Source organism: Promicromonospora sp. NPDC060204 (assembly GCF_042728455.1).
In the GTDB taxonomy this organism is placed as follows: domain Bacteria; phylum Actinomycetota; class Actinomycetes; order Actinomycetales; family Cellulomonadaceae; genus Promicromonospora.
The window spans coordinates 1-19,746 of the sequence record NZ_JBHWZO010000060.1; the positions used below are offsets into that span (position 1 = coordinate 1).

Genomic DNA, 19,746 nt, shown 5'->3' on the forward strand with positions numbered 1-19,746 from the left:
GTCGAGACCCAGACCTCGACAGGGCGGCCGCCGGACGGGCGACCTGTTTCGCGAGACCGCCTGTTACAGCGCGGTCAGCCCGAAGTTGTAGACCGTGGTCTGGCCCGCGATGATCTGGGCCTTCTTGGTCGCCGGGACGAACCCGTCGGCCGAGACGGTCACCTGCAGCGGGGCGTTGGACTTCTGCATCCAGTACGAGTACGTACCTTCGGCGTCGGTCCGCAGCACCACGTCGTACGAGACACCGTCGAGGGCCACCACCGCGTCCTCGATCGGCGCACCGCCGCCGCTCACCGTGCCCGTGATCTTGCCCCAGCCCGCGGGCGCCTTCACCGACATGGTCGCCGTCACCGGGGTGACGTCGTACGGCGTGTTGTTACCGATGTTGATGGACGCCGTGTAGGTGCCCGGCTGGTCGACGGCGGCCGTGATGGTCGCCACCGCCGTCACGCTCTTGCCCGGCGCCAGGGTGAACGACGGCGGCTGGACGTCCAGCCACTCGACGCCACCACCGCTGCCGGCCACCTCACCGGTCACGTCAATGACCAGGTTGGAGTCCGGGAAGCCCAGGCTGTCGGCAGTCGTCGGCTCCGGGGTACCGCAGCCGTCCGAGGCGAGGTAGGTCGGGCTGGTCTCCGCGGCGGGGTTGCCGCCCACGTAGATGGCCGTGCCCGCGACCTCGACCACGAGGATGTCGTCCGGGGCGATGGTCGCCGAGGCGTCGATCGGCACCGTGTACCAGGAGCCGAAGTCGTCGGTCACGGTGACCTGGCCCGACCCGATCGGGGTCAGGTTGGCATACGTGAACGCGCCCGACAGCGTGTAGAGGGTGACGGTTGCCGTGGTCGACGGCGTGGCCACCTCCTGGATCCCGAACGTGACGCTGGTCGGCTGGAAGCCGGCCGTGATGCCGAAGTCACCCGGGGTGTAGGTGCGCAGCAGCTTGGTGACACCCGACGGGCAGGCCACCGAGCTCGCCGCGACGATCTCGTGCGAGGTGGAGTGCGACAGGACGACCTCGTCGGCAGCGACGTCCGGGTAGGCCGCCGCGGCGACCTGGCCCGTGGCGACGCCGGCGGAAGCGCTGCTGCGCAGGCCGGTGAGCTTGCTGCCGCCGGACGAGAACGGCAGCTTGGCCGCCGTCGCCTTGCCCTGGACACCCTTCACGACGCCGCTCGTCGACGCGGTGTCGCCACCGAGAACGACGTACTCGCCGCCACGCGCAGCCAGGTCCACCTCGGCCGGCGCGGAGCCGGTGTTGGTGATCTTGATGTTGCGCGAGGCGGAGCCGCCGATCGCCAGGCTGGCGTCGATGGCGGTCTTCGAGACCGTCAGCTTGCCGGCCTTGAGCTGGGCGCTCACGGTGACGTCGGAGCCCTCGCCGACGACGGACGCGGTCTTGGTGGCCGACTGGTAGTCGTCCGCCGCGATCTCGACCGAGTAGTCGCCTAGGCTCACCAGGGTGGAGTAGGTGCCGTCCGCCGCGGTGGTCGCGGTGACCTCCGTGCCGTCCGCCGAGGTCAGGGTGACGTCGGCGCCCTCGAGCGGCTCCTGCGTGTTGAAGTCCTCGACCACGCCCGCGACGGTGGCGACCGGCGGGGCGTCGAACGCGATCGACAGGCCCTCCGACAGCACCGCGGAGTTGTACGAGAACTGCGTGGCGACGGTACCGGCGGCGTTCTCCACACCGATGGTGGCCGAGCTGCCCTTCGCGCCGGCGGTGTCGGTCACGGCGCCGTACCCGAAGGTCACGTCACCGTTGGCCAGCAGCGTCACCGAGAAGTTCAGCCGGTCGGTCGCGGTGTCGTACTTCCGGATGTTGCGCCACTCCAGCACGTAGGCGTCCACGCCGTCGACCGTGGTCGTCGCCGAGTACAGGCCGGCGGCCGAGTCGAGGTTGAGGTCGTCCCAGTACGGGTAGAGCGCCGCGTTGGGCACGGCCGCCGACGGGATCGTCGTGTTGGCGTACGCGTTGGTGGCGGCCAGGAAGTTGATGTGGCCGTTGGTCGTCACGAACGCCCGGGCGTACTCCTCGCCGTAGAACGGGAAGGAGAACGGCAGGTTGACGGACGTCGACGCGTCGTCGCCCGACAGGGTCACGCGGGTGTCGCCCTGGCGGTAGTCGGCGGTCGTGACCGAGCACGAGTAGCCGCCGGCGTCGACGTTCGGGACGATGTCGATGTCCACGTCCTCCGCGCCGTCGACCACGAGCTCGCCGTCGTACGGAGCGGCGCAACCGCCCAGCTGGACGGACAGCGAGTAGGTGCCCTCGGGCACGTCGGCGAACGCGAACGTGCCGTCCGCACCGGTCGTGACCGGCTCGTACGGTGAGCCGCGGAGCGTGACCGGCGTGCCGGCGACCGGCTCACCGGACCCCTCGAGCTGGACCGTACCCGTGACGGCGTGCCGCGGGGCCGACTCCAGGGTGATGGCGACCGTCTCGGCCTGGTCCACGTCCACCGTCACGGCGGCGGGCGCCGAGGTGAGGTAGCCGAAGGCCGAGGCAGACACGCTGTAGTCGCCGGCGAGGACCGTCGCCGACCAGGCGCCGGACTCGTCCGTGGAGACCGTCCGGTCCCGCTCGCCGTCGACGACGACCGACGCGTTGGCGATCGGCGTGCCGGAGGCGTCCGCGACGGTGCCCGAGACGGTGCCGGTACCGGCGGTCGGAGCAGCCTCCACGAGCGCGGCGACGTCGAGCTTGCCCTCGCCCCAGACGTTGTTGCGCTCCGGGGTACCACCGCACGAGAGGTCCTCGGTGTCGATGGCGGTCTCGTCGAGGAGCGCGATGGTGCCCTCGATGTCGCCGACCAGCGACGGAGCGGCGCTCCACAGCAGCGCGATGGCGCCCGCGAGGTGCGGGGTGGCCATGGACGTGCCGCTGAAGTTCGCGTAGCCACCACCGGGGATGGAGGAGCGCACGTTCACACCCGGGGCCGCGATGTTCGGCAGCAGGGTGCCGTCACGCCCCGGACCACGCGCCGAGAACGACGCGATGGCGCCGTTCACGTCGAACGCGCCGACCGAGTAGGTGTGCGTGAACGAGCCGGGGAACCGACCGGACTCACAGGACGGCCCCTCGTTGCCGCCGGCCCAGGCACCGAAGATGCCCGCGGCGTTCCAGGCCTGCGTCTCGGCGCTCATCCAGTCCTCGGGCAGGTCGACGCCCGGCGGGATGCCCCACGAGTTGCTGACCACGTGCGGCCGCTTCGACGGGTCCGCGTCGCTGCCGTCCGCGCGGGTCGGGGCGAGGAACCACTGCGCGTTGGCCAGGTAGTCGTCCCAGGCACAGCCGGCGTTGTCGATGCAGTTCGCCGCGATCCAGGTGGCGTCGGGTGCGACGCCGATCTGGTTGGCGCCCGTGCCGCCGACGATGGTGCCCATGGTGTGGGTACCGTGCTGGCCGGAGTCGCAGGGCGCGCCGCCGTCGCAGGTGTCGGGGATGTCGAAGTAGTTGTAGTCGTTGTCGTACGTACCGTCGGCGTTGTACCCGCGGTACTTGCTCTGCAGCGCCGGGTGCGTGGCGTCCACACCGGTGTCGAAGTTCGCCACCACGATGCCGGAGCCGGTGTAGCCCTGCTCCCACACCTCGGGTGCGTTGATCGCGTCGAGGCCCCACTCGACGGCGGCCGCGGTCTTCTCGCCGGACGGCGTCTTCTCGACCGGCTTCTCGTACTGCATCGTGATCTGCTCGTGGATGCCGGCGACCGTGCTGCTGGACGCGAGGCTCTCGGCGAGCGCGAGCGAGCCGTCGTCGACGAAGATCGCGTTGTTGATCCAGTAGCTCTGGAAGTCCGCGCCGGCCGCCGTCAGCTCCTTGGCCACCGAGGCCTGGGACTTCTTGGCCGTGGCGTGCAGCGCGTCGTAGACGAACTGACCGCGCTCGTCCCAGTCGGCGATGTCCTCGGCCGGCGCCAGGTCCGCCTGGTCCGTGAACTGGATCCAGAAGTCCGCGGTCTTCTTGTCCTCGAGCTGGGTGAGGACCTTGGCGCTGAGCTTCTCCTCGGGCTCGTCGGCGGCGGCAAGGGTGGTCGTCGGGACGGTCTGGGCGAGCGCTGCTGGCGCAACGGTCACCGCTGAGGTTGCCAGGAGTGCGAGCGCCGTTGTGACGGCGGTCGTCGCCCTCCCTGCAATTTTCCTGCGACGGTACATGGGGCCTCCATGCTCGGGCGCACCCGCTGCGATGCGGCGGGAGCGCGCGACGGCGATCCACTTGCTGTGGATCGCCCCTACCGTCTGCTGGACGCCTCCTGGGAACAAGGTCGGTTCACGGTCGAGCAAAGGTCAGTTTCCGGTCAAGACACGGGCGAAGCCCGACGGTTGCCCTTGTCAAGAGCCCAGAATCAATTTCACCCCAAGAGCTGTAAAGTTCACCCTATATGACTTCAATTGACGCAATACCGTCACCCGGGCGGGAATGCGCCATATCCCGCACGCAACGGGCAGGTAACGAAAAATTGACCCACGCGGTACGACTCGGGGGCAAACTGGCGCGCGCCGGCCAGGTTTAACCCGGTCCGCGTCTGAACGGTCGACCATGGAGGGCGAGTCAATGACGCACGACCCCGCACCAGGATCCACCCCCGGCCTCGTCGTCTGCGTGGGCCTCCCCTCCGACCAGATCATCGAGATCGCCCGGCTCCTCCGCGGCCAGGCCACGGTGCTCGCCACGCCCGACGCCGACGGGGCGCGCGCCGTGCTCACCCAGCAGACCGCGCCGCGGCGCGCCGGCGACGCGCCCTGGCGTGGCCTCGGCACGCAGCCCGAGCGGTTCGACAACCCGGGCCCGGCGGAGGAGCGGTCCTACGGCCGGCACCTCTCCGGGCACCCGACGGACCGGCTCCCGGACAACCTCACCGACCCGGCGGTACACCCCGCGCCGGAGTTCCTGCCCGCGCACTGGACGTCGTCCCCCGTGCTGCCGGTGGCGACGATCCCCCCGCCGGCCCGTCCGGCAACCGGCATGATGCCGGTCGTCACCGAGGCGATGCGGCCCGTCACGGGTCCGGTTCCTGCCGTCACGGGCGCCATCCCGATGGTCGCGCCCCCCGCGCTCGAACCGCTGGTGGCCGGGCCACTGCTCGTGGACCTCGCCGCGCGCGAGGTCACGGCGCTGGGCCGGCGCGTGTACCTGTCGGCGCGGGAGTTCGACCTGCTCGCGACGCTCGCCCTGGAGGCCGGGCGGGTGTGGTCGTTCGCCGAGCTCACGGCACGGGTGTGGCAGCTGCCCTACCTCGGCGACTCCGACCCGGTGACGTCCGCGGTCAAGCGGCTGCGCAAGCGGCTCGCGCCGGTGCGCGACGTCGAGGTCGCGTCGGTGCGGGGCGTGGGCTACCGGCTCAAGGTGTGGGCCTGACCTGCACCCGGCCGGCCGGGGCCGCGCCTGGCCTCACGCCCCCGTCACCAGCCAGCGGTCGCCGCGCGCGCGCCAGCCGGTGGTCACGGCGCGCGCGGCCATGAACACGCCGGCGAACGCGAGCCAGAGCCAGGCGAGCCCGCGTGCGCCGTCGGGCGCCCAGGTGGCGACCGCGAGCGCGAACGGGAGATAGACGACGAGCGTGGCCATGCCCGCCCAGGCGAGGTAGCGGCCGTCGCCGGCGCCGATGAGGACGCCGTCGAGCACGAAGACCCAGCCCGCCATCGGCATGAGCACGCCGCACACGGCGATGCCGAGGGCGATGGCGACGCGGACGTCGGGGTCGGGCGAGAAGAGGGGCGCGATCCACCAGCCGGCGGCCGCGAGGAGCAGGCCGATCACGGCGCCCGCGCCCACGCCCCACTGCAGGCACCGGCGCAGCACGCCCCGGACGTGGCCGACGTCGCCGGCCCCGAGGCCGTGTCCCACCAGCGCCTGCGCGGCGATGGCGAGCGCGTCGAGCGCGAACGCCGCGAGGCCCCACAGCGAGCTCACCACCTGGTGTCCGGCGAGCGCGACGTCGCCGAGGCCGGTCGCGACCACCACGGTGACCAGGATGGCGGCGCGCAGGCTGAGGGTGCGGACCATCAGCGGAGCGCCGGCGCGGGCGCCCGACAGGATGCCGGCGCGGTGGGGGCGCAGGCTCGCGCCGCGCCGCCTGGCGCCGCGCACCACGATCACGCCCAGCACGACGGCCATGAGGAGCTGGGTGACCGCCGTCCCGAGGCCCGACCCGGCGATCCCCATCCCCACGCCGTACACGAGCGCGATGTTGAGCACCGTGTTGAGCACGGCCCCCGCGGCGGCGACGACCAGGGGTGTGCGCGTGTCGCGCAGGCCGCGCAGCACGCCGGTCGCGGCCTGGACCACGAGCATCCCGGCGAGCCCCGGCGCGGACCACCGCAGGTAGGTCACGGCATGGTGCGCGACGTCGCCGTGGGCACCCAGGGCGGTCACCGTCAGCGGGGCGGCGAGCAGCAGGACGACGACGAGGACCACCCCGATCCCGAGCGCGAGCCACATCCCGTCGATGCCGGACTGCAGGGCCTGGCGTTCCCGGCCCGCCCCGGTCAGCCGGGCCACCGAGGCGGTGGTGGTGTACGCGAGGAAGACGCACAGCCCGACGAGCGTGAGCAGCACGTTGCTCGCGAGCGAGAGCCCCGCGAGCTGGGCCGTGCCGAGGTGGCCCACGACCGCGCTGTCCACGAGGACGAAGACGGGTTCGGCGATCAGGGCGCCGAGGGCGGGTACCGCAAGGGCGAGGATCTCCCGGTCGACGGACCGCGGGTAACCGGGGGTGTGGCGAGGCTCGCCCAACTTTCTTTCCTCCACAGGCTGGGGGTTACGTCGACGCAGGTCAGAGGGCATGTCGATGTTTTACACAGGGGTTATCCACAACTGGGGACAGGGTTGTCCACCCGCTGTACACAGCCTGGGCCACCTTTCCACATGGATGTGCACAGGCTTGTCCACAGGTCTCGTTGCGCTCGGGTTCGCGGGGGCCTAGCGTCAGCGGAGCTAGCTTGCTGGTCTGATTTCCGGGGACTGTCGTGCACGACACAAAGGCGTGTCGGTGCCGATGTCCCGAGAGTGTCGGTGGCGAGGAGTAGAACAGGTGTAGGACATCGACCGGACGCACGCGTAGCGTGTGCCCGGGCGTCACGGGATGTCACAAGATCAGGAAGGCTGGAGGCGCGGATGTCGATCGAGGAGCTCGAGTCGAGCTACTCCGGCGGGAGCCCCGGCCTCGACCGGACGCCGCCGCAGGACGTCCCCGCGGAGATGAGCGTGCTGGGCGGCATGCTGCTGTCCAAGGACGCGATCGCGGACGTGATCGAGCAGATCCGCGGCAACGACTTCTACCGGCCCGCGCACGAGGCCATCTACGACGCGATCATCGACCTCTACGGCCGCGGCGAGCCCGCCGACGCCATCACCGTGGTCGCCGAGCTGCAGCGCCGGGGCGAGCACGCGCGCGTCGGCGGCGCCCCGTACATCCACGACCTCATGGCGGGCGTGCCCACGGCCGCCAACGCCGGGTACTACGCCAAGATCGTGCGCGAGCGCGCCATCATGCGCCGCCTCGTGGAGGCCGGCACCCGCATCGTGCAGATGGGCTACGCCACCGACGGCGGCGAGGTGGACGACGTCGTCAACAACGCGCAGGCCGAGGTCTACGCCGTGACCGAGCGGCGCGCGTCCGAGGACTACCTGCCGCTGGCCGAGATCATCGGGCCGACCTTCGACGAGATCGACGCCGCGCAGGGCCGCGGCGAGGGGCTCACCGGTGTGCCGACGGGCTACTCCGACTTCGACCGCCTGACCAACGGCCTGCACGGCGGCCAGATGATCGTCGTGGCCGCCAGGCCTGCCGTGGGAAAGGCGCTGGCGCTCAACACCCCGCTGCCGACGCCGTCCGGATGGACCACCATGGGCGAGGTCGCGGTCGGCGATCTCGTCCTGACGGCGGACGGCACCCCCACGCGGGTGGTCGCGGCGACCGAGGTCATGCAGGGTCGCCCGTGCTACGAGGTGGAGTTCGACGACGGCACGGTGATCATCGCGGATGCGCAGCACCAGTGGGTGACGAGCACTCGCACGCAGCGCCGCAAGGTTCGTGTCGGTACCGCGCCCGAGTCCTCCGTGCACACCACCGAGGAGATCCTCGCGACGCTGCGTACCGTGACGGCGGACAAGCGCGCCAACCATTCGGTGTCGACCACCCGGCCCCTCGCCCTGCCCACCGCGGACCTGCCGATCCACCCCTACGCCCTGGGCGTCTGGCTCGGCGACGGCACCTCCCGGCGTGCCGAGTTCACGTCGGCGGACCCCGAGATCGCGATGATGATCGAGGGCCTGGGCTACGTGGCGCAGCCTCGTGGCGCGGTGAAGGGTGCGGCTCGCACCTACTCGATGCTGCTTCCTGAGCCCGAGGCTCAGACGCGGGAGTGCATCGTCTGCGGCACGTCCTTCGTTCCGAAGATGGCTTCGCTGCTCGCGTGCAGCAAGTCCTGTGCGGCGCGCTCCCGCGGCATGGCCCGGCCTGAGCAGCCGACGTGCCCCGACTGCGGAAAGCCGGGGTGGGGATTCCGGCGGTGCCAGGAGTGCCACAAGACGAACGGCACGATGGGAGGCCGGCTGCGCAGCCTCGATCTGCTCCAGAACAAGCACATCCCGACCGAGTACCTCCGCGCGAGCGAGGACCAGCGGCGCGCTCTGCTCGCCGGCCTGCTCGACTCCGACGGGACGGTCAATCCCGGCGGCAGCGTCCAGATCGCCGTGACCAGCGAGCGGCTGGCCCTCGACGCACGCGAGCTGATCCTGTCCCTGGGCTACCGCACCGGCTGGTCGGAGAAGCGGGTCAACGGCCGGACCGAGGCATCCTCGACGGCGTACACCATCACCTTCACCACCGAGGACGACGTCTTCGCCCTGGAACGCAAGCGGCTCACGCACAAGGCTCGGCGCCGGCCCGGGACCGCCAAGCTGACCTCGCGATTCGTGGTCGACGTTCGCCCGATCGAGTCGGTGCCCGTGCGCTGCATCGAGGTGGAGGATGCGTCGCACCTCTACCTGGCGAGCCGTTCGATGGTTCCCACGCACAACTCGGTGCTGGGCATCAACGTCGCGTCTCATGCGGCCATTCACCACGACATGGCCGCCGTCATCTTCTCCCTGGAGATGAGCCGCAACGAGATCGTCATGCGAATGCTCGCCGCCGAGGCCCGCGTGCCGCTCACCAAGATGCGCAGCGGCAACATGGACGACGGCGACTGGCAGAAACTCGCCGCCACCATGGGCAAGGTCTCCGACGCCCCGCTGTTCATCGACGACTCGCCGAACATGTCGCTGATGGAGATCCGCGCCAAGTGCCGGCGTCTCAAGCAGAAGCACGACCTCAAGCTGGTGGTCATCGACTATCTCCAGCTCATGTCGTCCGGCAAGCGCGTCGAGTCGCGTCAGCAGGAGGTCTCCGAGTTCTCGCGGTCGCTCAAGCTGCTCGCGAAGGAGCTCGAGGTGCCCGTGATCGCCATCTCGCAGCTGAACCGTGGCGCCGAGCAGCGCAGCGACAAGAAACCGCAGATGTCTGATTTGCGGGAATCTGGGTCAATTGAGCAGGATGCCGACGTTGTGATCCTGCTGCACCGCGAGGACGCCTACGAGAAGGAGTCGCCGCGCGCCGGCGAGGCCGACCTCATCGTGGCCAAGCACCGTAACGGCCCCACCGACGTGATCACCGTGGCATTCCAGGGCCACTACCAGCGGTTCGTCGACATGCAGGTCTGACGGTCAGTCGGCGTCGGCAGGATGTGCGGCGTCGTAGGCGCGGAAGACCTTCTGGGGCACGACCATGCGCCACGCGTCGACGACGAGCTCACGGGCCTCCTCCGGGTCCAGGGCGGCGAGGTCGGCGTGCACCCAGTTGAAGCGCATGTCCGACGCGGAGGGCAGCTGGAACGTCGTCGGATCGCTCGCGACGAGCGCCGCCCGCTCCTCCTTCGGGAAGGCGAAACCCATCACCGACCCGTCGAGCGAGAACGCCACGTAGACAAGCTGACCGACGCGGAACTTCAGGCGGCCGCGCACGTACACCTCGTAGGACCGTTCCAGGCTGTTGCCCAGCGGCCGGACATCGTCGATCTCCGCCATACCTGACTCCGCTCGTCGCGCTCAGAGCGTCGACGACCGTGGCGGTCCGGACTCATCGATCGCCGGGGAACCGATCAGGATTGACCGGTACCGACGGACCGGGCGCGCCGTCGCGCGACCTGGGCGCGGCCGCAATACCGTCGGCATGTCCGGCGCCGCCGGACCCAGCACACGCTGGACCCCGTACGAGGAGGACAGCCGATGGGTCTCTTCGGCCGCCGCGCACCGCGCCCCGCCGGCACGGACACGCAGGACCAGCCGACCGAGCACGCCGCGCCCCCCGAGAGCCCGGCGTCCCGGCTGTGGTCGGACGGGTTCGGCCGCGTCGGCACCCGGGCGTTGCAGATCCTCGCGGTCGTCGCGATCATCGCCGTCTTCGGGTACGTGGGCACCCGCCTGACCCTCGTCGTCATCCCGGTGCTCATCGCGCTCGTGCTGGCGGCGGCCATCTCCCCGCTGGTGTCGTACCTGCGCCGCCACGGGTGGCCCTCGCTGCTGGCCACGTGGGTCTCGCTCCTGGGCCTGGTCGCGCTGCTGTCCGGGATCGTGTGGCTCGTGGTGCGCGCCGTCGCGGACCAGTGGGACGAGCTGGGCCGGCAGGCGCTCGACGGGTTCGACTCCCTGGAGACGTACGTCCAGAACCTGCCCTTCGAGATCACCGACGAGCAGATCGCGTCGGTGCGGGAGTCCGCGCTGAACCTGCTGCAGTCCGACACCGTGGGCTCCGGCGCCATCGCGGGCGTCTCCCAGACCGCCGACTTCATCGCGGGCTTCTTCATCATGATCGTCGTCCTGTTCTTCTTCCTGAAGGACGGCCCGGCGATGTGGGAGTTCCTGCTGCGGCCGTTCGAGGGCCACCGGTACGAGCGCGGGCAGCGCGTGGGCGCCGCAACCGTCAGCACGCTCGGCGGCTACGTGCGCGGCACGGCGATCGTGGCGCTGGTCGACGCGATCGGTATCGGGATCGGCCTCGCGATCGTTGGCGTGCCGCTCGTCGTCCCGCTGTCCGTGCTCGTCTTCCTGCTCGCGTTCATCCCCCTGGTCGGCGCCACCCTCGCCGGCATCATCGCGGCCCTGGTCACGCTCGTCGCCGTCGGACCGGTCGAGGCGCTGATCGTCGTCGCGATCGTGGTCGCCGTGAACCAGCTCGAGGGCGACTTCCTCCAGCCGATCGTCATGGGCCGGACCCTGCGCCTGCACCCGCTCGTCATCCTGTTCGCCCTGACCGCGGGGACCGTGCTCGCCGGGATCACCGGCGCCGTCCTCGCCGTGCCGGTCGCCGCGTCGATCTGGCGCGCGATCCAGGTGTGGGACGGGCCCGACCTGCCGGCCCGCTTCGCCCGGCAGAAGCGGCCCGAGACGGTGACCGGACTTCGAGATGAGAAATCCTGAGGCCTTCCGGCATGCACGACCGTCGTGGTCAGATGTCGCCCATGATCCCGCAGACGTCCCGGAGCACGGCCTCGCTGGAGAGCCACACCGGGCTCACCTCCCTCACCGAGATCACCAGCAGCCCGGACCCGCAGGAGCACTACGCCCGGCTGCGCGCGCAGTGGGGCCCCGTGGCGCCGATCGAGATCGAGCGCAAGGACGACGTCGTGATCCCGGCGTGGCTGGTCCTGGGCCACTCCGAGAACTGTCACGTGATGCGCTCCGAGTTCGACTTCAGCCGGAACGCGGCCAACTGGCGGTGGAACGCCGAGAACCTGCTGCCCGCCGGCACGGCGATCGGCATCTACACCCCGGCGCAGCCGCGCCCGACGGCGTTCTACCACGACGGCGAGGAGCGCAAGCGGCTGCGCGAGCCGCTGGACGACGCCCTGGCGGCCCTCGACGAGCGGGTGGTCCGCGAGCGGACCACGGACATGTGCGAGCGCGTCATCGACCGGATGGGCCCGTCCGGGAGCGGGGACCTGGTCAAGGCGTACTGCCGGCCCATCGGGTTCCTCGCGATGACCACCACGCTCGGGTTCGACCTGGAGACCGGGGCCATGCTCATGGCCGACGCCGCGGCCGTGGTGAGCGGCGACGGTGACCAGGTCGCCCAGGCCCAGGCGAACACGGCGGCGATCGTGCTGGAGCACATCCGGCGGCGGCGGGAGACCGGCGGGGAGGACCTGGTCTCGTACCTCGCGGTCCACAAGAACTTCGCGCACGACGGCGAGATCGCCAGCAGCTCGATCGTGCCCGTCAGCGCGGCGGCCATCTTCCTCACCGCGTGGATCACGCAGACGCTGCACCAGATCCTGACGGACCGGAGCCTCGCCGCCCGGGTCGCGGGCGGCCGCCTCACGCTCGACGGCACGCTCGACGAGGTGCTGTGGCGCAGGTCCCCCATCGCCCAGTCGCCCGCGCCGCGGTTCGCCCTCACGGACATGGACCTCGGCGGGCACCGGATCCGCAAGGGCGACGCCCTGGTCCTGGCGATCGCCGCGGCGAACCGGGACCCGGCCGTGCACACCGACGACGTGTGGGACGAGGTCGACAACCGCTCCCACCTGTCCTGGGGCACCGGGCCGCACGCCTGCCCGGCACCCCGGCTGGCCCGGCTGATCGCCCGCACCGCCGTCGACCAGCTCCTGCGGCACATGGACGTGCAGCTCACCGGGTCACCCGACGACCTGCCCTGGGCGTCGTCGGCATGGGTGCGGCACGCCGAGCGGCTCCCCGTGACCTGGCAGGCCGCCGACCACGGCGTGGTCGGCGGCTGACAGTCGGCGGCTGACGTCCGGGGCCGGCGGCCGGCCCGACGGGGCGTCAGCCCGCGCGCTCGGCGCCCAGGACGGCCGGCAGGCGGGCCGGGCCGTTGGCGACGAACCCGGGAACCTGGCCGTGGTCGCCGTCCGGCTCGGCGAGCCGGAGGTCGGGGAAGCGCTCGAACAGCGCCGGCAGGGCGGTCTCGGCCTCCAGCCGCGCCAGCGGCTCGCCGACGCAGTGGTGCGCGCCGGCGCCGAACGCCAGGTGCGTCCGGTCGGCGCGCGCCGGGTCGAACACCGCGGCGTCCTGGTGCACGGTCTCGTCGCGCCCCGGGGCGCCGAAGACGGCGATGATCGGGTCGCCCTTGCTGATCGCCACCCCGCCGAGCTCCAGGTCCTCGACGGCGAAGCGCAGCGGGATGTAGATCACCGGCGGCGCCACGCGCAGCGTCTCGTCGACCACGGCCGACCACGTGACCTCGCCGGCGCGGACCGCGGCGAGCACGTGCGGGTGGGTCAGCAGGAGGTGGACGGCGGAGGCCAGCAGGTTCACGGTGGTCTCGTGGCCGGCCACCAGCATCAGGTTGCTCGTGGAGACCGCCTCGTCGTCGGCCAGCTCGGCCGCGACCGTGCTGATCAGGTCCTCGGCCGGGTCCGCCCGCTTGTCGCGGACGAGCGCGCCGAGCAGCTCGCGCAGCTCGGCCTGGGCGGCACCCTGCGCCTCGCGCGTGGCCCCCGTGTTGATCAGGGTGTCGGCGCACCGGCGCATGTCCTGCCGCTGTGCGTCCGGGACGCCGAGCAGGTCGCAGATCACCTCGACCGGGATCGACGAGGCGAACACCTCGCGCAGGTCCACGACCGAGCCGTCGGCGTTCTTCGCGGCGAGCTCGTCGAGGGTCGCGGTGACGGCGGACGCGACGCGCGGCTCCATCGCCCGCGTCCGACGCGCCGTGAACCCGCGCGCCACGACCTTGCGCATCGCGCGGTGCGTGCTGCCGTAGGCGTTGAACATCGACGCGCCGGTGACCCAGGTGTACAGGGGCCACTGCGGCGTGATCTCGCCGTCGACCAGCGCCGTCCAGTGCTGGCGCGAGTCCTTCGAGATCCGCTGGTCGACCAGCATCGGGCGCAAGAGCGCCAGGTCGGTCACGGCCCACGCCTCCACGCCGCCCGGGAGCGCGACCCGCGTCACCGGTCCGCGCTCCCGCAGCCGCGCGACCTCTTCGAGCGGTGCCCTTCCAGCGGCATCCAGGACCGGGGTCTCCACGGGCACTCCTCACACCGAACGGGCAGGTCAGTGGCCACAGTCTTTGCCGTGATGCCCGCTTTGTCCACGTCGGCGGCCGCTCGGCGGGCGGCTAGGCGGCAGCGAGCTCCTGGGCGAAGAACCCGGTCAGCTTCTCGACGACCGGACCCACGAACTCGGGCCTGTCGTAGAGGTCGACGTGGCTGGCCCCCTCGACCCAGTGGAGCTCCTTGGGCTCGTGGGCCTCGGCGAAGGCCAGGGTGCCCATGTGCCTGGTGACCGCCTCCGTCCCCTGGACGACGAGCAGCGGACGCGGCGCGATCAGGCCGACGAACCGGAACTGGTCGGAGGTCGCGATGCGGTCGACGCTCGACCAGGTGAACTCCGTGGCGGAACGCGGGTGCGCGCCGCGCTCCGTGCGGTAGTACTCGAAGCCCTCGAAGCCGTGCCGGCCGCCGAGCGCCCGGGCCTCCTCCGCGGTCTCCGGGAAGACCGGGAACATGCCGATGCCCTCGCCGCGCGCCTCCGCGGTGCGGGCGGCCGCGGCGGCGTCGAGCATCCCCTGGACCACGGCCGGGGGCTGGGAGCCGTCGGCACCCTCGCGGAACTGGCGCCCGACGTCGACGCCGCTCACGGTGGCCAGCGCCCGCACCCGGTGGTCGCCCGCGGTCGCCGCGATGCCGTAGCCCCCGGAGGCGCAGATGCCGAGCATCCCGATCCGCCCGGCGTCCACCTCGGGGCGGGTGGCGAGGTACGAGACCGCCGCCTTGAGGTCCTCGACGCGGTGGGCGGGATCCTCGAGCCCGCGCGGCAGCCCGCCGCTCTCGCCCTGGAAGGCGGCGTCGAAGGCGAGGGTCACGAAGCCCTGCTCGGCCAGGCGCGCCGCGTACGTCCCGGCGGTCTGCTCCTTGACGCCGGTCCCGGGGTGGCCGACGACGACCGCGGGGAGCGGGGCGGTGCCGGCGGCGCCGTCGGACGAGGGAAGGTAGAGGTGGCCGGCGAGGGAGATGCCGGCGCTGTCGAAGGCGACGTCTGTTCGGTTCATGCGACCAGGTTGTGCCGCCCGCTGGCGCCGCAACAGCGTCGGGTTCTTCCCGGGGAAGGATACTGCCCTCCCACGCCGCTCCCGCCGCTCGCAGAATGGTCCGTATGACCCCACCCGTCGATCCGGACGAGCTCGGCGCGTTCCTCAAGGCGCGCCGGGCCGAGCTCGACCCCCACGCCGCCGGCCTCCCCGAGACCCTGTCCCGCCGCAAGGTGCCCGGGCTGCGCCGGGAGGAGGTGGCCCAGCTCGCGGCGATCAGCGTGGACTACTACACCCGCCTCGAACAGGGCCGCGTCGCCGCGTCCGCGTCGGTGCTCGCCACGCTCTCGTCGGCCCTCCGCCTCGACGAGGACCAGCAGCGCTACCTCTACGAGATCGCCGGCAAGGCCGACGCCCGGCCCCGACGCCGCCGGGCGCGGCAGGCCCTGCGCCCCGCGATGCGGCGGCTGCTCGACCGGCTCACGGACACGCCGGCGATCGTGCTCGGCAAGCGCATGGACGTCCTCGCCTGGAACGCCGCGGCGGTCGCCCTCTTCGTCGACTTCGGCGAGATCCCTGCCGCGCGACGCAACTACGTGCGCCTGCTCTTCACCGACCCGACCGTCCGCGCCCTCAACGTCAAGTGGGAGCACGACGCGCGGGACGCCGTCGCCGCGCTGCGCATGGAGGCCGCCGCCGACCCCGACGACCCCGAGCTCGCCCGGCTCGTCGGGGAGCTCGCCGTGATCGACCCCGACTTCCGTCGCTGGTGGGCCGAGCACCGCGTGAACAGCGCCACGTACGGCACCAAGCAGTACCGGCACCGCGTGGTCGGCGACCTGACGCTCGACTGCGACACCTGGTCCAGCCCGGACGGCAGCGGGCAGCGGCTGATGGTGCTGACCGCCGAGGCGGGCTCGCCGTCCGACGAGGCGCTGCGCATCCTGGCCTCCTGGACGGCGGACACGACGGCGGACGCCGGCACCACGACGAACGTGAAGGACGCCCGATGACCACCTGGACCGCACCCACGCCGGCGACGCTCCGCGACGCGCCGTCGCTGCACCTCTCCGCCGGGCCCGCCGGCCCGGTCGATCCGGACGGCCCCGTCGCCCCGGAGGTGGAGGTCGGCATGGTCCTCGCCGACGGCGAGCTCTACGTCCGAGCCCAGCGCGGCACGACGTCGCAGTGGTATCGCCGCGCGGTCAACCACGGTTCGGGACGGGTCCGGGTGGCCGGCGAAACCGTCGCGGTGCGGTTCGAGCCCGCCGGGCCGGAGGTCGCGCCCGTGGTCGACGCGGCCTACCGGAGCAAGTACGGGTCCCTCGCGTCCTTCGCCGTCGGCGGGGCGGCCCGCACCGCGACCCTGCGCATCTCGCCGGTGTGACCGGCCGGCACGCCGCCGCCGGCAGACCGGCGCCTCACCCCGCCCGCGGCAGGTCCAGCACCCAGTTCTGACCCACCAGGTCGTGGCCGAAGCTGTGGTGCCGTTCCTCGTCGGCGAGCGTGAAGCCCACGGCCTCGTAGATGTGCCGGGCGGAAGCGAGCACGTCGTTGGTCCACAGGGTCACGCGCTCGTACCCGGCCCCGCGCGCGAACGACAGGCACTCCCCGACGAGCAGTCGGCCCAGCCCCAGCCCGCGGGCCTCCGACGCGACGAGCAGGATGCGGAGCTTGGCCACGCCGGGCGCGCCGCCGGCCACCAGGAAGACGCAGCCGGCGCGCTCGCCGTCCACCTCGGCGATCCACGCCGCCTCGGCGCGGGGGTCGTGGTCCGCGGCGTAGTCGGCGACGATCCGGGCGACGAGGGCCTCGAAGTCCGTGTCCCAGCCGAACTGGCGGTGATACGTCTCGCCGTGCGCCATCACCACCCAGCCCAGGTCGCCGGGCTGGTCGGCGCGACGCACCCGCACCTCGGGCCGCCGGTCTCGCTGCTCCATGCTGTCCTCCCGCTGCTACTGACACGACTGTTTCAGTAGCACTAGGCTAACCGCATGCCCGACGTCGAACCAGGTCCGTCCGCACGCCAGGTCGAGCTGCTGGAGGCCGCATACGCGTACGCGCTGGCCAACGGCCTGGCCGACCTCTCCCTGCGCCCCCTGGCCACGGCCATCGGGTCGAGCCCGCGCGTGTTGATGTTCCTGTGGGGCAGCAAGGACGGCCTGATCAGGGCGCTCCTGCGCCGGGCGCGGGAGGACGAGCTGACGTTCCTGTCCCGCCTCGATCCGGCCGACGGCGGCGCGCCCGACGCAGGCTCGCCCGACGGCGGCGCGCCCCAGGACCTGGCCGGGGCCGTCGAGCTGGTCTGGTCCTGGCTGGCCGCCGCCGAGCACCGGCCGCTGCTGCGCCTGTGGGCCGAGGCCTATGCCCGCTCGCTCGTGGAACCCGGCGGGCCCTGGGCGGGGTTCGCGCGCACCACGGTGGACGACTGGCTCGCGGACCTGGCCGCTCGCCAGCCCGCGTCCGAGCGGGACGCCCCGGACGGCGCGGCCCGGCGCACGCTCGCGCTCGCCGTGCTCCGGGGTGCCCTGCTCGACCTGCTCGCCACCGACGACGAACCCCGGGTCACCGCGGCCGTCGCACTCCAGGTCAGCCTGCTGCGGGCACCCCGCTGAGCCCGGCCGCGAGCCCGGCCAGCACCTCCGCCGCCGCCCGCGGCCGGACCAGCCACGACAGGTGGCTGGAGCTGAGGGTGTGCACGTCGTAGGGGTTGCCGGGCGTGAGGGCGTCGCCCTCGCGGATGATCCGGTCCTGCATCGCCGGCGGGATGCTCGTGTCGGCGTCGAGGCGCACGTAGGTCCGGGGGATCGTGCCCCAGGTCTCCGCCTTGGCCCGGTCGTCCGGCGTGCCGACGTCGAGGTTCTCGTCCGGCTGGAACGTGGCGAGGAACGCGCGGAGCTCGTCGTCGGTGCCGTCCGCGAGGAACGCCTCCTTGAGGCCGGCCAGCACCGCCGGGTCGGCCGTGCGGAAGTTGGCGCGCAGCACGCCCAGCGCCGCCGGGTCGCCCGCGAGCACGGCCGCGAGCGCCCCCGCGTCGACGTCGGCCATCTCGGGCTGGGCGTAGTAGGCGCCGGCGTCGAGGTCCACGGGGGCCCAGGCGGAGACGTAGACGATCCGGTCGACCAGGTCGGGGCGGGCGTTGCCGACGGCGGTCAGCGTCATGCCGCCCCGGCTGTGGCCGACGAGGATCACGGGGCCGTTCTTCTTGGCGCGTTCGAGGACCTCGATGACGTGTGCCGCGTTGTCGGCGAGGGTCACGCCCTTGATGACGCCGGGCGTGGTGGCGAGGCCGGCCGGGTCCTGTGGCGCCTGGTAGGCGGCCGGGTAGGTGGCCTCGAACCCGTGGCCGGGCAGGTCGACGGCCGCGGAGCGGTGTCCGTGCAGGGCGAGCTCGGCCTGGAGCGGCGCGAACGAGAACGAGTTGGCGAAGGCGCCATGGACCAGTACGAGCGTGGGAGACATGGCGCCAGATGCTACCCAGGCGGCCCGGTCAGCCGCCGGGATTTTCGAGGAACGCCTCCATGCCGCCGCCGTCGGCGAGGCCGATGATGTTGCCAGCCGGGTCGGTGAACCAGGCGCCGTCGCCTCCCTCCATGAATCCGCGCACGATGCCCTTCTCGTCCTGGTCGAACCCTTCGTAGTGCTGGAAGGTCACGCCCTTGGCGGCGAGCTCGTCGACCACCTCGTCGACGTCGTCGACCGTCAGGTGCATGACGGTGAACGGCGCGGGGACGTGGTCGTCCTTCTGGTAGACGAAGACGGCGGCGCCGTCACCGAGGTCGAGCACGATGCCGGCCCCCTCGTCCAGGGTCGACACACTCATCCCGAGCGTGTCGGCGTAGAACGCGCGCACCGCGTCGATGTCGTTCGCCGCGAACGTCGGCAGCACATTTCGCACGTTGACCATCGCAGTCTCACTCCTTCGTGATCACCGGCGACCGCACGGCGTTTTCCCGTCGGGAGCGCCGGACCCTTTCCACACTGCCACCGTCGTGCGCGGGCGCAAGCGGCCGGCGGGGGTCAGCCCGGACATCACCCGCGGGCCTTTTCGCCCCTGGGCGGACGCCGGCTACTGGCCCACGCGCCCGTCGACCCGTTCGCGCAGGAGGTCGGCGTGGCCGCAGTGCCGCGCGTACTCGACGATGTGCCCGAGCACGCCGTCCCGTACCTGCAGGTCGCCACCCTCGGGCCCGAAGTCGGACACGCCGGTGTTCCAGCTCGCGAGGTCGGTGACGCCGTCCAGGTACCGGTCGGTGGCCGCCATCTCGGTGTGCCACTGCCGCCAGGCGTCGTCGACGACGGCCGGGTCGGCGACGGCGCCGGTCCAGTCGCCGTCGCGGTCCTCCTCGGTGCGGTACAGGGACGGCGCGTCCTCGCCGGCCAGGACGCGGCGCAGGTGTCGCTCCCCGTCGGTGAGATGCCGGACCAGCCCGAGCAGCGACATGGTGGACGGCGGCGCGGAACGGCGGGCGAGCTGCTCGGCGTCGAGCCCCGCGCACTTCATCTCCAGCGTGAGCCGGTAGTAGCGCAGGTAGTCGAGCAGCATGCCGCGCTCGTCGGTGACCGGGGTGTCGGTCTCACGCGGGTCGTCGTCGGGGTCGGTCCACATGTCGGGGAAGACGGTGGCGCTGGTCCAGCGGGTGGTCTCGGGCTCTTCGGCCTGTTCGTGGGTCTCCATCTGCCCAGGGTGGACCGTGCCGGTGCGGCGGGCCAC

The 19,746-nt window shown here is 72.1% G+C and carries 16 protein-coding genes; 7 read left to right on the forward strand and 9 right to left on the reverse strand.

Annotated elements, in window-relative coordinates; translation table 11 throughout:
* Positions 1 to 63: 63 nt before the first annotated feature.
* The gene (locus tag ACFWEJ_RS10150) at positions 64 to 4,074 is read right to left on the reverse strand and encodes a carboxypeptidase regulatory-like domain-containing protein (RefSeq protein WP_377229081.1); all 4,011 of its coding nucleotides are present in this window, start codon (positions 4,072 to 4,074) and stop codon (positions 64 to 66) included.
* A gap of 478 nt (positions 4,075 to 4,552) precedes the next feature.
* On the opposite strand from ACFWEJ_RS10150, the gene ACFWEJ_RS10155 reads away from it, so the two are divergent.
* The gene (locus tag ACFWEJ_RS10155; protein WP_377229082.1) at positions 4,553 to 5,356 is read left to right on the forward strand and encodes a winged helix-turn-helix domain-containing protein; all 804 of its coding nucleotides are present in this window, start codon (positions 4,553 to 4,555) and stop codon (positions 5,354 to 5,356) included.
* Between the two features lie 33 nt (positions 5,357 to 5,389).
* Here ACFWEJ_RS10155 and ACFWEJ_RS10160 read toward each other — a convergent pair whose 3' ends face one another.
* Positions 5,390 to 6,733: an MATE family efflux transporter gene (locus tag ACFWEJ_RS10160; RefSeq protein ID WP_377229083.1), complete on the reverse strand. Its 1,344-nt coding sequence runs from the start codon at positions 6,731 to 6,733 to the stop codon at positions 5,390 to 5,392.
* 381 nt (positions 6,734 to 7,114) lie between these two features.
* On the opposite strand from ACFWEJ_RS10160, the gene dnaB reads away from it, so the two are divergent.
* Positions 7,115 to 9,703, forward strand: a complete 2,589-nt coding sequence (gene dnaB / locus ACFWEJ_RS10165; RefSeq protein ID WP_377229084.1) for a replicative DNA helicase — start codon at positions 7,115 to 7,117, stop codon at positions 9,701 to 9,703.
* Positions 9,704 to 9,706: 3 nt separating this feature from the next.
* On the opposite strand, the gene ACFWEJ_RS10170 is transcribed toward dnaB, so the two are convergent.
* Positions 9,707 to 10,066: an MmcQ/YjbR family DNA-binding protein gene (locus ACFWEJ_RS10170; RefSeq protein ID WP_377229085.1), complete on the reverse strand. Its 360-nt coding sequence runs from the start codon at positions 10,064 to 10,066 to the stop codon at positions 9,707 to 9,709.
* A 201-nt stretch (positions 10,067 to 10,267) separates the two neighbouring features.
* Here ACFWEJ_RS10170 and ACFWEJ_RS10175 point away from each other — a divergent pair, with 201 nt between their 5' ends.
* Positions 10,268 to 11,458, forward strand: a complete 1,191-nt coding sequence (locus ACFWEJ_RS10175) for an AI-2E family transporter (protein WP_377229086.1) — start codon at positions 10,268 to 10,270, stop codon at positions 11,456 to 11,458.
* A gap of 41 nt (positions 11,459 to 11,499) precedes the next feature.
* Positions 11,500 to 12,777 (forward strand): cytochrome P450, encoded by a 1,278-nt coding sequence (locus tag ACFWEJ_RS10180; protein WP_377229087.1) that lies wholly within the window; start codon positions 11,500 to 11,502, stop codon positions 12,775 to 12,777.
* Between the two features lie 46 nt (positions 12,778 to 12,823).
* Here the strand turns inward: ACFWEJ_RS10180 and ACFWEJ_RS10185 are convergent, their stop codons facing one another.
* Together ACFWEJ_RS10185 and ACFWEJ_RS10190 are read right to left on the reverse strand one after the other, a co-directional pair.
* Positions 12,824 to 14,029, reverse strand: coding sequence for a cytochrome P450 (locus ACFWEJ_RS10185; RefSeq protein WP_377229088.1), 1,206 nt, complete (start codon positions 14,027 to 14,029; stop codon positions 12,824 to 12,826).
* Positions 14,030 to 14,120: 91 nt separating this feature from the next.
* Positions 14,121 to 15,053, reverse strand: coding sequence for an alpha/beta hydrolase (locus ACFWEJ_RS10190; RefSeq protein WP_377229089.1), 933 nt, complete (start codon positions 15,051 to 15,053; stop codon positions 14,121 to 14,123).
* A gap of 104 nt (positions 15,054 to 15,157) precedes the next feature.
* Here ACFWEJ_RS10190 and ACFWEJ_RS10195 point away from each other — a divergent pair, with 104 nt between their 5' ends.
* Together ACFWEJ_RS10195 and ACFWEJ_RS10200 are read left to right on the forward strand one after the other, a co-directional pair.
* Entirely contained in the window at positions 15,158 to 16,045 is an 888-nt protein-coding gene (locus ACFWEJ_RS10195; protein WP_377229090.1) for a helix-turn-helix domain-containing protein, read from the forward strand.
* The gene (locus tag ACFWEJ_RS10200; RefSeq protein ID WP_377229091.1) at positions 16,042 to 16,419 is read left to right on the forward strand and encodes a DUF2255 family protein; all 378 of its coding nucleotides are present in this window, start codon (positions 16,042 to 16,044) and stop codon (positions 16,417 to 16,419) included. Before ACFWEJ_RS10195 ends, ACFWEJ_RS10200 begins: the two co-directional genes overlap by 4 nt.
* A 34-nt stretch (positions 16,420 to 16,453) precedes the next feature.
* Here the strand turns inward: ACFWEJ_RS10200 and ACFWEJ_RS10205 are convergent, their stop codons facing one another.
* Positions 16,454 to 16,972 carry a GNAT family N-acetyltransferase gene (locus ACFWEJ_RS10205; RefSeq protein ID WP_377229092.1) on the reverse strand — a complete coding sequence of 173 codons (519 nt, stop codon included), beginning with the start codon at positions 16,970 to 16,972 and terminating at the stop codon, positions 16,454 to 16,456.
* Between the two features lie 54 nt (positions 16,973 to 17,026).
* Here ACFWEJ_RS10205 and ACFWEJ_RS10210 point away from each other — a divergent pair, with 54 nt between their 5' ends.
* The gene (locus tag ACFWEJ_RS10210) at positions 17,027 to 17,647 is read left to right on the forward strand and encodes a TetR/AcrR family transcriptional regulator (protein ID WP_377229093.1); all 621 of its coding nucleotides are present in this window, start codon (positions 17,027 to 17,029) and stop codon (positions 17,645 to 17,647) included.
* Here the strand turns inward: ACFWEJ_RS10210 and ACFWEJ_RS10215 are convergent.
* The 3 genes from ACFWEJ_RS10215 to ACFWEJ_RS10225 all read right to left on the reverse strand — a co-directional run bounded on the left by ACFWEJ_RS10215 (position 17,622) and on the right by ACFWEJ_RS10225 (position 19,710).
* Positions 17,622 to 18,494, reverse strand: a complete 873-nt coding sequence (locus tag ACFWEJ_RS10215) for an alpha/beta fold hydrolase (protein ID WP_377229094.1) — start codon at positions 18,492 to 18,494, stop codon at positions 17,622 to 17,624. The two genes, ACFWEJ_RS10210 and ACFWEJ_RS10215, sit on opposite strands and share 26 nt — an antisense overlap.
* Positions 18,495 to 18,522: 28 nt before the next feature.
* Positions 18,523 to 18,939: a VOC family protein gene (locus tag ACFWEJ_RS10220; protein ID WP_377229095.1), complete on the reverse strand. Its 417-nt coding sequence runs from the start codon at positions 18,937 to 18,939 to the stop codon at positions 18,523 to 18,525.
* 162 nt (positions 18,940 to 19,101) lie between these two features.
* Complete coding sequence (locus tag ACFWEJ_RS10225) at positions 19,102 to 19,710, reverse strand: DinB family protein (protein WP_377229096.1); 609 nt, start codon at positions 19,708 to 19,710, stop codon at positions 19,102 to 19,104.
* Positions 19,711 to 19,746 lie beyond the last annotated feature (36 nt).